Annotated in this window: 10 protein-coding genes; 3 read left to right on the top strand and 7 right to left on the bottom strand. The window is 62.7% G+C overall.

Annotated features, from left to right (window positions below; genetic code table 11):
* Window positions 1-78: 78 nt before the first annotated feature.
* The 7 genes from AB5Y53_RS17795 to AB5Y53_RS17825 form a co-directional block, all read right to left on the bottom strand.
* Window positions 79-993: a hydrogen peroxide-inducible genes activator gene (locus AB5Y53_RS17795; protein ID WP_010674086.1), complete on the bottom strand. Its 915-nt coding sequence runs from the start codon at window positions 991-993 to the stop codon at window positions 79-81.
* A 297-nt stretch (window positions 994-1,290) separates the two neighbouring features.
* On the bottom strand, window positions 1,291-2,256 hold the full coding sequence (locus AB5Y53_RS17800; protein WP_039039849.1) for an alpha-L-glutamate ligase-like protein: 966 nt from the start codon (window positions 2,254-2,256) through the stop codon (window positions 1,291-1,293).
* Between the two features lie 3 nt (window positions 2,257-2,259).
* Complete coding sequence (locus AB5Y53_RS17805; RefSeq protein ID WP_010674088.1) at window positions 2,260-3,798, bottom strand: inactive transglutaminase family protein; 1,539 nt, start codon at window positions 3,796-3,798, stop codon at window positions 2,260-2,262.
* Between the two features lie 3 nt (window positions 3,799-3,801).
* Window positions 3,802-4,560, bottom strand: a complete 759-nt coding sequence (locus AB5Y53_RS17810) for an ATP-dependent zinc protease (RefSeq protein ID WP_368182892.1) — start codon at window positions 4,558-4,560, stop codon at window positions 3,802-3,804.
* An 82-nt stretch (window positions 4,561-4,642) separates the two neighbouring features.
* Window positions 4,643-5,620, bottom strand: a complete 978-nt coding sequence (cmoB, locus tag AB5Y53_RS17815) for a tRNA 5-methoxyuridine(34)/uridine 5-oxyacetic acid(34) synthase CmoB (RefSeq protein ID WP_368182741.1) — start codon at window positions 5,618-5,620, stop codon at window positions 4,643-4,645.
* A 3-nt stretch (window positions 5,621-5,623) separates the two neighbouring features.
* Window positions 5,624-6,361: a carboxy-S-adenosyl-L-methionine synthase CmoA gene (cmoA, locus tag AB5Y53_RS17820; RefSeq protein ID WP_128345594.1), complete on the bottom strand. Its 738-nt coding sequence runs from the start codon at window positions 6,359-6,361 to the stop codon at window positions 5,624-5,626.
* A gap of 333 nt (window positions 6,362-6,694) precedes the next feature.
* Window positions 6,695-7,543 (bottom strand): DUF72 domain-containing protein, encoded by an 849-nt coding sequence (locus tag AB5Y53_RS17825; protein ID WP_368182742.1) that lies wholly within the window; start codon window positions 7,541-7,543, stop codon window positions 6,695-6,697.
* 428 nt (window positions 7,544-7,971) lie between these two features.
* Here AB5Y53_RS17825 and aspS point away from each other — a divergent pair, with 428 nt between their 5' ends.
* The 3 genes from aspS to AB5Y53_RS17840 all read left to right on the top strand — a co-directional run bounded on the left by aspS (window position 7,972) and on the right by AB5Y53_RS17840 (window position 12,552).
* Complete coding sequence (gene aspS, locus AB5Y53_RS17830; protein ID WP_010674093.1) at window positions 7,972-9,738, top strand: aspartate--tRNA ligase; 1,767 nt, start codon at window positions 7,972-7,974, stop codon at window positions 9,736-9,738.
* A gap of 100 nt (window positions 9,739-9,838) precedes the next feature.
* Entirely contained in the window at window positions 9,839-10,579 is a 741-nt protein-coding gene (locus AB5Y53_RS17835; protein WP_010674094.1) for a YebC/PmpR family DNA-binding transcriptional regulator, read from the top strand.
* Between the two features lie 347 nt (window positions 10,580-10,926).
* Complete coding sequence (locus tag AB5Y53_RS17840; RefSeq protein ID WP_041212708.1) at window positions 10,927-12,552, top strand: phosphoethanolamine transferase; 1,626 nt, start codon at window positions 10,927-10,929, stop codon at window positions 12,550-12,552.
* The last annotated feature ends 137 nt before the right edge of the window (window positions 12,553-12,689 follow it).

The following is a 12,689-nucleotide window of genomic DNA, read 5'->3' on the forward strand; positions in this document are numbered from 1 at the left end:
ATCATAGACGATGATCCTGCCTGGAACCTGAATGACAACGGCATTGACGAGTGGCCGCCTGTGGGGGCAGCCACTGGATCACCCCGCCGGTTTGGGGGTAATGAGCGGCGTCAGCAGCTCGGCAATCTTGTAGAAGGTCTGCACCCGTGTGGTGCTGGGGCGCCACACCAGGCCTATCTCCCGATAGGGTTTCTCCCCGGGCAGGGGAATGGCCACCAGGTCCGTGTTGTCGAGGATGCCCGCATCTATGGCCATCTGGGGCAGGAAGGTGGTGCCAAGACCGGCCCCCACCATCTGCACCAGGGTGTGCAGGCTGGTGGCGGCGAACGGGTTGATCTTGCTCTTGTCCCGCAGCCGGCAGGCGCTCACCGCGTGCTCCGTCAGGCAGTGCTCCCGCTCCAGCAGGAAGATGCTCTGGTTGGGCAGCTCCTTGTAGTCGAACGGCATGTGCAGGCCCGCCGCCATGTGGGAGGGCATCACCATGTGGAAGGGATCCTGGCCGACGGTCTTGCTGTGGAAGCCGCCGATCTCTACCGGCAGCGCCAGGATCAGCAGATCGAGCTGCCCTTGCTCCAGCTGCTTGAGCAGATTGGTGGTGGTGTCTTCCCGCAGCAGCAGCTCCAGATCCGGATAGGCCTTGCCGCACACCTGCAGCAGCTTGCTCAGCAGGAAGGGGGCGATGGTGGGGATGCAGCCCAGGCGCACTGTGCCGTGCATGACGCCCCCCTGCTGCTGTCCCAGCTCCATCAGGTCCCGGGCATCGGAGAGCAGGTTGCGCGCCCGCGCCACGATTTCCATGCCGACCGGCGTCATGATGAAGCTCTTGTGATCCCGCTCTACCAGTTGCAGGTTCATCATGTCCTCCAGGGTCTGGATCCCGGTACTCAGGGTCGACTGGCTGACATGGCAGGCCTTGGCGGCGCGGTTGAAATTCTTGTGCTCGTCCAGAGCGACCAGATACTGGAGCTGCTTCAGGCTGGGCCAACGTTGCATAGGAGAAACCCGATCGATGCTATCTATTTGATTTGATTAATCTACCATCGAGAAGCCCCGTTGTCGCCGACAAATCGGTGCCCCCTGGCAGGCGCACTGCCTCACGCACATGGGGTGGCCTGCTCCGATGGGCTGGCCACCCCTCATTGGTCAGGAGCTTATCCCCTTGTGCCGCGCCATTGAAGGGGCGCCGCCATGGGATGTGACGGGGATCGGCCTTCGGGCGGGGCGCCCTGCGCGCAGGAGCGGCCATAAAAAAACGCGCCGGGGGGCGCGCTTTTGCAGAAGGGGGGCGGACTATTCGTCGAAGATACCGAAGTGATCCTTGGCGAAGTTGACCCGCTGTTCCACGTTCATCTTGACCTGACCCAGCTTCTCGATGGTCTTGAGGTTGGGCACCAGGCCGCGACCGTTGGCGATCTGGATGGCAAGGCCCGGACGGGCGTTGAGCTCCAGCAGCATGGGGCCGCGGAACTTGTCCAGCACCATGTCGGTCCCGATGTAGCCAAGACCGGACATCTCGTAGCAGGAGGCCGCCAGGTTGAGCAGGGTGTCCCAGTGGGGCACCTTCAGATCGTAGAGATCCAGGCCGGTGTCCGGGTGGTGGCGCAGCGGGTTGCCAAACTGCACCGCCCGCAGGGCGCGGCCGGTGCGCAGGCACAGGCCCACCCCCACGGCGCCCTGGTGCAGGTTCGCCTTGCCATCGGAAGCCGAGGTCGAGAGGCGCATCATGGCCATCACCGGGAACCCCTTGAAGATGATCACCCGGGCATCGGGGACCCCTTCGAAGGAGTAGCCGTCGAACACGTCGTCGAAGTTGATGAGCCCTTCCACCAGCGCCACGTCGGGCTTGCCGCCGAGGGAATAGAGCCCCGCCAGGATGTTGGAGACATGGCGCTCCAGATCCTGGCCGTTGGCGGCGCTGCCGTTGGGCTTGTAGAAGAGGCCGTCCTCCTGGCGCAGGATCACCAGGATCCCCTTGCCGCCGGAGCCGCGGGCCGGCTTGATGCAGAAGCCCGGCCAGTCCTTCACCAGCTCGGTGATGCGAGTCACGTCGTGCTGCTCGCGGATGGTGCCGATGAGTTCAGGCACCGTCACCCCCGCATCCAGCGCGATGCGCTTGGTCTTGAGCTTGTCATCCACCAGCGGATAGAGGCGGCGCGGGTTGTAGCGGCTGATGTAGGAGTGGTTGCGCTTGTTCATGCCGAGGATGCCTGCCTGGGACAGGCTCCACGGACTGGTGTATTTCTGCCAGAACCACATCTGTTACTTGTCCTTACCCGGGGTGGCACCAGACTTCATCTCGTCCACCAGCGGCTTGAAGCGCTTGAGTTCGCTCAGCTTGTAGCCGGTGTAGTTACCCATCAACAGCACGGTCGCCATCAGCACCAGCTGCAGGCCGAGGAAGTTGAAGGTGAGGTGACGAATGAGCTCGTTGTCCATGGCCAGGTAGGCGATGACCGCCACCAGCAGGGAGCCGCCGCCCTGGCGGAACACCTCTTTGGGACCCTCTTCTTCCCACAGGATGGACATGCGCTCGATGGTCCAGGAGAGGATGATCATCGGGAAGAAGGTGATCTTCATGCCGTCGGTCAGCCCCAGCTTGAAGGCGAACGCCGAGAAGATGCCGATCATCGAGATCACCATGATGATGATCGCCGATATTCGGGCGACCAGCAGCAGGTTGAGCCTCGAGAGGTAGGAGCGGATCACCAGGCCGGTGCCGACGATCAGCAGGAAGCCAATGAGGCCGGTGACCAGCGAGGTCTGGATGAAGGCGACCGCGATCAGCACCGGCATGAAGGTGCCGGAGGTCTTGATCCCCACGATGACCCGCAGGAACACCACCATCAGCACGCCGATGGGGATGAGCAGCAGACCCTTGAACAGGGCTTGCTCTTCCAGGGGCAGGCTGTGGATGGAGAAGTTCATCATCTCGGATTTTTCGAACTTCTGGGCCAGGGCCACGTTGACCGGTTGCTCCTGCTCGATCATCGAGAAGGTGACGCGGGAGTTGTGACCGCCGGTGACGTCCAGGAGGGCGCCGGAGTTGTACTCCCACAGCAGCAGGTTGGCCGGTTGACCCTGTTCACCGCTTTGCGGGTTGAACAGCTTGTAGTCGGTCGGGCTGTTGAAGACCTGCAGGTAATCCACCAGCTCCTGACGGCGACGGCCATCTTCCAGGCTGAGGGCGTGAACCACCCGGGCCGGGACGTCCGCGTTGTTGAGCAGCTCGGCAATCAGATTGGCGCGGCTCTTGTGGGACTTGAGCAGCTCGGCGTTCTGTTCCTGCTTCTCGATCTCCTTGATGATCTCGCGGGTCAGGGTGTAGCCGTCGGCGGAGCGCTCCTGGGCGCGCTCCAGGATCTGCTTCATGGCCGTGGCGTAGGGCTCGCTCTCGATCTGCTTCTCGATGGCGGGCGGCTGCGGGTTGGCGGCGGGCTTGGCATGGGCATCGGCCATCATGTCGACCCGGTAGTAGAGCTCCTGACGGCCGGAGGCGGTGCGGATGGACCACTCGGCGCGGGCATCCCCGTCTTTTTCCACGAACGACAGGCCATAGCCCGGGCTCGCGGCGTTCTCGTTCATCAGGGTGAAGCCGGGCTGGGTGCCCGGAATGGCCAGGGAGGCGATCACCGGCTCGCCGGTGGCCTCGAACTCGAGCTTGGCTTCGATGGACCAGATCTGGCGCTTTTCACCCGGCGTGAGCGGGACGTCCAGCGCGATGTGATGATAGAAGGTCATCCCCAGGCCGACGATGTAGAGCAGGGCGACCAGCAGATAGAACGGCTTACGGGAAACCATGGATTATTTCACATCCTTGAGCTTGGGTTTGGGTTGGATATATTCGCGGGCCACGTCGACCACGGCGATGTCTTTGAGGAATTCACGGCCCAGCAGCACGGGGAAGGTCATGTCGCTGCGGTCCTTCAGGGTAAATTCGGCCTTCTCGGTCATGTCGCCGATGCGCACGGCGAGGCGAACCACGGGGCGACGGTCGAGATCGTCGGCGGAAGCCTGACGGACCCGCACGTGACGCACCAGGGGCGCTTCAATCTGGATCTTGTCGTCCATCTCCTGGTGGCTCAGGAAGAAGCGCACCCAGTTCTTGCCGTTGCGCTCGAAGATGGTGATCTCCTGGGCGCTGATGGAGGAGGTGGTGGCGCCGGTGTCGACCCGGGCCTGGAAGGCGTCGTTGGCGGCGTCAACCCAGATCCACTCCGCTTCACCCACCAGCAGCTTGCCATCGACGGTGTGGCCCTGGCTCGGCGCCGGGCACTTCTCGGTGGGAATGGGCATGGCCTTGGGCGGCTCGGGAGGCAGGGTAGCCAGCTTGCTGTCGACTTTCTTCACGGACTCTTTCATGTTGGTGACATCGGTGTTGAGCTGAACCAGCAGGTGCTGTTGCTGCACATACTGCTTCTGTTGCTGTTCCATGGATGTTTGCAGGCGCTGCTCGCTCAGATTGATCTCGTTGCGAAGCTCGGCCAGCGTCAGGGTAGGTACCGGGGGCGCTTTTTCCATCGTGACACACCCGCCGAGACTGAGCAGGGAGAGCAGGGTCATTCCTTTTAATTTGCTTTTCATGTCATTCATTTAACTGTGCTTCCTGGAATTGGGTCAGTGTAACTTCCACAGCCGCCATCGGCTAGTCTTTGGCCTTTCTGGCGATCAGTACGGCACGTTTGGGTGCCGGGTATCCTTCGACCGTGAGTGCAGGATTGTGTGGATCCAGATAGTCACTCAGGGACTCGTTAATCATCCAGTCGGTACGACGCTGTTCGTCGGTGCTGGTCATATTCTCGTCGACGATGCGCACATCGGTGAACCCGCAGCGCTCGACCCAGCGTGTGAGGGCCGCGCTCGAGGGGAGGAACCAGACGTTGCGCATCTTGCCGTAGCGATCGGAGGGCATCAGCACCTGGTTTTCGTCGCCGTCCACCACCAGGGTCTCGAGCACCAGCTCCCCATCGTCTTTGAGCTGGTTGCGCAACTGCTCGATGTGCTCGATGGGGGACTTGCGATGATAGAGCACCCCCATGGAGAAGACGGTGTCAAAGGCCCGCAGCGCCGGCAGCTCCTGGATACCGAGCGGCAGCAGGTGGGCGCGCTGGTCGTTGTTCATGAAGTGGCGAATGGCTTCGAACTGGCAGAGGAACAGCGGGCTCGGGTCGATGCCGACCGCCAGTTTCGCCCCTTCCCCCACCATGCGCCAGAGGTGGTAGCCGCTGCCGCAGCCCACGTCCAGCACGTAGCGGCCCTGGAGCGGGCTGATGTGGGGCAGCACCCGATCCCACTTCCAGTCGGAGCGCCACTCGGTGTCGATGTGGATGCCGTGCACATGGAAGGGGCCCTTGCGCCAGGGCATGAGCTGGCGCAGCAGGCTCTCGGTCTTCTTGCGCTCACCCTCTCCCAGGCTATCGGGGCCGCCGATGGCGACCCGCTCTTTGAGCTCGATCCGACCGGGGGCCACGACGGGCAGCTTGGCGAGGGCGCGGTTCCAGCGCGGCAGATCCCCGTGCAGGTTGTCGTGCTGCCAGGCGTGCAGCTGGGCGGGCAGGGTGTGCAGCCAGTGGCTCAACCGGTTCTTGGCGATCAGTTGATAAAAATGGGCGAAATCGATCATGGCTTAGTTGGTGTCGCTGGCTTTGATGGCAATCATGGAGCCGAAGTTGAAGCACTGGAACCAGAGGTCCAGGTGGGTGAAGCCGGCGTCCCGCAGGCGCGCCTGATGGACCGCCAGGGTGTCGGTGCGCATCACGTTCTCAAGGGCGGTGCGCTTCTGGCTGATTTCCAGCTCGCTGTAGCCGTTGGCCCGCTTGAAGTCGAGGTGCAAGTCGATGAGCAGCTCGTTGACCTGCTCGTCATCGAAGCGGAACTTCTCGCTCAGGATGAGGATGCCGCCGGGGCGCAGGCCGTCAAAGATGCGCGCGATGAGGGCGGCCCGCTTCTCGGGGGCGACGAACTGCAGGGTGAAGTTGAGCACCACCACGGAGGCGTTCTCGATGGGGATGTCGCAGATGTCCGCCTCGATGAGCGCCACCGGCACCTCGGACTTGAAGCCCGAGAGGTGGGCGCGGGCCCGCTCGATCATGGGGTGGGAGAGATCCACCGCCGTGATCTGGCAGCCGGGCTGGGTGACGTGGCGGCGCATGGCCTGGGTCGCGGCGCCGAGGGAGCAGCCGAGATCGTAGAGGCGGCTCTGGGGCTGGGCGTAGCGGGCGGCCATCATGCCGATGGCGGAGATGATGTTGCTGTAACCGGGCACCGAGCGCTGGATCATGTCGGGGAAGACATCGACGACCTGCTCGTCAAAGCAGAAGTCTCCCAGACGGGCGATGGGGGCGGCAAAAATCTGATCGTGCATGCTGACGCAACCTGACAGCCGGTGTGGTGGGCGGCTGTTTTATTCAATTGAATCTTGGGTGGACGGGCATCGAAATGGCGTCGTCACCGGTTGACGAACGGGGTGGCTTGCTCCGGGATCCTTCGGGCTGCCCCTGTTCGCAACGGGCCATGGTCCGGGCCCTCAGGGTGCCGGGCTGGGGTGGGCAACGCATTGCCATGCACCCAGGCCCGGGACCTTACTTGGGGCGCTAGTGTAGAGGAAAGGCGGGCGTTTGTCTTGACGCCAACCCCGGTGGGACCACAAAAAAAGCGGCTTTTTTTGGGGACGGAGAAGGGGCGGGGAGGGGGCCGCTCAAAAGGGCAGCACCCCCTGGCGGGCGCGATCGTTTTCTCCCGGCCAGGGGGCCATCTCCTGGCCGAGCAGGCGGCTGATCTGCCGTGCGAGTTCGGGGGCCCGGGCATTGTCGGCGGTGTGGACAAAGAGGTAGAGATCCTTGCCCTCCTGGAGCCATTGTTTCCAATGTGGCAACCATGGTGGCAAAAATGGATGATTGTCCTCGATTTGAGGCAAACCAATCAGGCGCACCACCGGGGCACCCCCCGTGGCCAGCAGATGGACCGGCAACCTGGGTTTCTTGCCCTGGGCATCGATCATGGCGGCCGTGGTGGCGGGCACCGAGAAGAGCGGGCGGCTGTCGAGCATGATGCGATTGATGTCCCGCGCCATCAGCATCCGGTTGAGGGCCCGTTCCGCCTCCCCCTTGGCGAAGAAATCGGGGTGGCGCACCTCGAGGGCATAGGTGAAATCCTGGGGCAGCCGCGCGAAGAAGGCCGCCAGACGGGCCAGCCCCTCTGGCCCGAAGCGGGCGGGCAGTTGCAGCTTGAGCAGCCCCAGCTTGTCATGCAGGGGGGTCAGCAGGCGGATGAAGGCCGTCACCTGTTTGTCCGCGCTCACCAGATCGCTCTGGTGGCTGATCTCCTTGGGAAACTTGAAGCTGAAGCGAAAGTGGTCGGGGACCGCATCGGCCCAGCGCTGCACCGTCTCGGGGGTCGGCGAGGCGTAGAAGGTGGTGTTGCCCTCCACGGAGTTGAACACCCGGGCATAGTCGGCGAGGTGCTCGGCGGGCCTGGCATTCATCCCCAGCAACTGGCCGGGCCAGGCCGGGTGTGACCACTGGGGCAGGCCCAAATAGAGGCTCATGATGGTTCCTGTCGGCAGGTTGGCGCACTTTTGCCCTCCTTTTTGCGCCAGAACAACAAAAAACAGGGTAAAGGGGGCTGCGGGCCATTTTACCCAAATGGAGGTTTTCCTCTATAATGCCAACCCTTTTGTTTGCCACATTGTCGTAATGCGCGCGACCGAGCCCCCGGGTGACGATGATCGCGGCCCGGCAGTGGCCAGACAACGACGCCAGCCGATACCCCGGCGCCCACTCGTCATCCCGGTCGGGAGCGGGGGCATGCCTGGGACGGCGGCAAGAATCCGGCTCGGGGAGCCGGATGACCCGAGACAGATTTCAAACCGGGCAAGAAGCAGGATCTGGCCAGCTGTGAGACAGACGGTGCTTGCCAGTCGTGCCCGGCGACCCAGGATGAACCGTCTCTCTACCATTTCGAAGGAAGAAGTCCATGCGCTCTATCTATTGCGGACAGGTCAATGAGGCCCATGCCGGGCAGACCATTACATTGTGCGGTTGGGTCCATCGTCGTCGTGATCTCGGCGGCCTCATCTTTATCGACATGCGCGACCGCGAGGGCATCGTGCAGGTGTTCTTCGATCCGGACAAGCCGGACGCCTTTGCCCTGGCCTCCGAGCTGCGCGGCGAGTTCTGCATCCAGGTGACCGGCGTGGTGCGTACCCGCCCCGACTCCCAGCGCAACAGCGACATGGCCACCGGTGCCATCGAGGTGTTCGCCCACGAGCTCACCATCATCAACCGTGCCGAGCCGCTGCCCCTTGACTTCAACCAGGTCAACAGCGAAGAGGTGAGCCTCAAGTACCGCTATCTGGACCTGCGTCGTCCCGAGATGGCCAAGTACCTGAAGACCCGTGCCAAGGCCAGTGCCTTCGTGCGCCGCTTCATGGACGAGCACGGCTTCCTCGACATCGAGACCCCGATGCTGACCAAGGCGACCCCGGAAGGGGCCCGTGACTACCTGGTGCCGAGCCGCGTGCACAAGGGCAAGTTCTACGCCCTGCCGCAGTCCCCCCAGCTGTTCAAGCAGCTGCTGATGATGTCCGGCTTCGACCGCTACTACCAGATCGTCAAGTGCTTCCGCGACGAAGACCTGCGTGCCGACCGCCAGCCGGAATTCACCCAGATCGACGTGGAGACCTCCTTCATGACCGCGCCCCAGGTGCGTGAAATCATGGAAGAGATGATCCGCAAGCTCTGGCTGCACATCCTGAACGTGGACCTGGGTGACTTCCCCATCATGACCTTCGACGAGGCCATGCGCCGCTTCGGCTCCGACAAGCCGGACCTGCGCCTGCCGATGGAGCTGGTGGACGTGGCAGATCTCTTGACCGAGGTGGAATTCGCCGTGTTCGCCGGTCCTGCCAAGGATCCGAAAGGCCGTGTGGCGGCCCTGAAGGTACCGGGCGGCGCGGAGCTGTCTCGCAAGCAGATCGACGAGTACACCAAGTTCGTCGGCATCTACGGTGCCAAGGGCCTGGCCTGGATGAAGGTCAACGACGCCGGGAGCGGCCTAGAAGGGGTGCAGTCCCCGGTGGCCAAGTTCCTCTCTGACGCCATCGTGCGCGAGATCCTGGCCCGCACCGGCGCGATGGATGGCGACATCATCTTCTTCGGCGCCGACTCCAAGAAAGTGGTGTGCGATGCCATGGGCGCCCTGCGCCTGAAGGTGGGCCGCGATCTGGGCCTGGTGGAGAACGTCTGGAAGCCGCTCTGGGTCATCGACTTCCCCATGTTCGAGGAAGATGGCGAAGGCGGCCTGGCGGCCATGCACCACCCCTTCACCGCCCCGAGCAACCTGGGCCCGGCCGAGCTGAAAGCGAACCCGGTGGGTGCTTACGCCAACGCCTACGACATGGTAATCAACGGCTACGAAGTGGGTGGCGGCTCTGTGCGTATCCACAACAGCGAGATGCAGTCCACCGTGTTCGACATCCTGGGGATCACCCCGGACGAGCAGCGCCTGAAGTTCGGCTTCCTGCTGGATGCCCTGAAATACGGCACCCCGCCCCACGCCGGCCTGGCCTTCGGTCTGGACCGCCTCAGCATGCTGCTGACCGGCACCGACAACATCCGGGATGTCATCGCATTCCCGAAAACCACGGCGGCCGCCTGTCTGATGACGGACGCCCCGAGCTTTGCCAACCCGGCCCAACTGGGCGAGCTGGCGATTGCGACCACCGTCAAGGGTGACGAATAAGCCGTTATCGGCAACAAAGGCCGCAGCGATGCGGCCTTTCCCGTTTCCCTCTGGGCGCAACCAGTGTTACTGAAATTTCCAACTATAACGGAGAGTCCCTATGGCAGGTCACAGTAAATGGGCCAACATCAAACACCGTAAGGCGGCGCAAGACGCCAAGCGCGGCAAGATCTTCACCAAGCTGATCCGCGAAATCACCACCTCCGCGCGTCTGGGTGATGCCGATCCTGCCAACAACCCCCGCCTGCGTGCGGCGGTGGCGGCAGCCCTGACCAGCAACATGACCCGCGACACCATCAACCGCGCCATCGCCCGTGGGGCCGGCGGCGGTGACGGTGAGCAGCTCGAGACCATCGTGTACGAAGGGTACGGCCCGGCCGGTTCCGCCGTCATGGTGGAGTGCCTGACCGACAACCGCAACCGTACCGTGGCCGAAGTGCGTCACGCCTTCAGCAAGTGCGGCGGCAACCTGGGGACCGACGGCTCCGTGGCCTATCTGTTCACCAAGAAGGGGGTGCTGACCTTCGTGGGCGCCGATGAAGACGCCCTGATGGACGCCGCGCTGGAAGCCGGTGCCGACGACGTGGTAACCGAAGAAGATGGCACCATCGAGGTCTACACCACCCCGAACGACTTCGGCACCGTGCTGGACGGTCTGGAAGCCGCCGGCTTCAAGCCCGAGAGCGCCGAAGTGACCATGATCCCCTCCACCGAGGCGGAACTGGATGCCGAGACCGCGCCCAAGCTGATGCGCCTCATCGACATGCTGGAAGATCTGGACGATGTGCAGGAGGTGTACCACAACGGCTCCATCTCCGACGAGATTGCCGCGACCCTGTGATCCCCCAGGGCAAGGGGAGGGCGATCACAACGGTCCTCTTCCCCGGCTCCGGCGAGATCGCCGGCCTCTCGCGACCCTGTTCAGGTTCGTGAAAACACAGGTGTGACATCTTGTTCACCTTCGCAAAAACGGCAGCCCGGGCTGCCGTTTTTTTATGTGCCAGACCGCGCACCTCCCCTTGTGGTTCGATTTCCTCTCTTAATGTTCGCTTAAGTTTGCCGTCCTAGGATGACCCCGTATCTGGACCTCCCTGGCTCTTTTCCTGTTTTTCAGGGCCGAGTGTCGGGATGGTCACCACGAAGCCTGCTGGCAGGTTGTTAGTTCCACTGGTTTGTCGGAGTCTCTCTATGCGTCTCACTCTGGGAGTGATGAAGGTCAATCTGTTGCTGGTGCTGCTGTTTGCACTGGTCTTCAACTGGCCCATTTTCCTGCACTTTTATCGCATTCTCAGCGCCCTTGAACACGTCAAGGCGGGGTTTGTCCTCTCTATTCCCCTGGTACTGGTGGCGGCCCTCAACGCGGTGTTCCTGCCCTTTACCTTCCGTTATCTGCTCAAGCCCTTTTTCGCCTTGCTCATCCTGACCGGCTCCCTGGTCAGCTACGCCATGCTCAAGTACGGGGTGATCTTCGACATGGGCATGATGCAGAACATCATCGAGACCAACAGCGGGGAGGCGGGCTCCTACCTCAACGGCTCCGTGGTGCTCTGGTTCCTGCTGACCGGCCTGCTGCCGGTGCTGGTCCTGCTGTGGGTGAAGATTGAGTACCCCCGTCCCTGGTACAAGGGGCTGGGTCTGCGCCTCGGTTCCATCGCCCTCTCCTTGCTGTTTCTGATGGGGGCTGCCGCCCTCTATTACCAGGATTACGCCTCGGTCGGGCGCAACAACAAGTCCCTCGGCAAGGAGATAGTGCCCGCCAACTATGTGCACGGGCTCTACAAGTACGCCAGGGATGTGGTCTTCGCCACTCCCATTCCCTACCAGCAGATCGGCACCGATGCCAGGGTGATCGGCCAGCATGAGAAGCCGACCCTGATGTTCCTGGTGGTGGGGGAGACGGCCCGCAGCCAGAACTACTCCCTCAACGGCTACAAGAAGGAGACCAACGGCTTCACCGAGAAGGAGGCCAATGTCGTCTCGTTCAGGAACGTGCGCTCCTGCGGCACCGCCACTGCGCTCTCCGTGCCCTGCATGTTCTCGAACATGACCCGGCGCGGCTATGACGAGGCCAGGGCCCAGTCCCAGGATGGCTTGCTGGACGTGCTGCAACATGCCGGGATCTCGGTGCTCTGGAAGGAAAACGACGGCGGCTGCAAGGGGGTGTGCAAAAACGTTCCCACCATCGAGATTGAGCCCAAGGCATTCCCCGCATACTGCTCCGGCAATGCCTGTCATGACGAGGTGCTGTTGCAGGGGCTGGATCAGCAGATCGCCGACATGCAGGGCAAGCAGGGCAGCAAGCTGGTGGCCTTCCACCTGATGGGCAGCCACGGTCCGACCTACTATCGCCGCTACCCGGCCGCCGATCGCGTCTTCCTGCCGGACTGCCCGCGCAGCGACATCGAGAACTGCAGCAACGAAGAGCTGGTGAACACCTATGACAACACCATCCGCTATACCGACAAGGTGCTGGCCCAGCTCATCGACAAGCTCAAGAGCCTGGAGAGCCAGTACAACGTGGGGCTGGTCTATCTGTCGGATCACGGCGAATCCCTCGGCGCCATGGGGCTCTATCTGCACGGCACCCCCTACAAGTTCGCACCGGACGATCAGACCCGGGTGCCGCTCCTGACCTGGTTCTCTCCCCAGTTGCAGGCAGACCGTCAGCTCAATCTGGATTGCCTGCAACAGGAGGCAGCCAGCAAGCGCTTCTCCCACGACAACCTGTTCCACTCCATGCTCGGCATCATGGACGTGCAGACCCAGGTCTATGACGGCAAGCTGGATCTGTTCAAACCGTGCCGGGCGGGGTGAATGGGCCAGAACGGTTGAGCGGCACGACAACCTGTTGCCCCGCACCATGCTCGGCATCATGGATGTGCAGACCCAGGTCTATGACGGCAAGCTGGATCTGTTCAAACCGTGCCGGGCGGGGTGAACCTGAGAAAACA

It is taken from the genome of Aeromonas sp. R7-5 (assembly GCF_040908015.1).
Taxonomy (GTDB): Bacteria; Pseudomonadota; Gammaproteobacteria; order Enterobacterales; family Aeromonadaceae; genus Aeromonas; species Aeromonas caviae.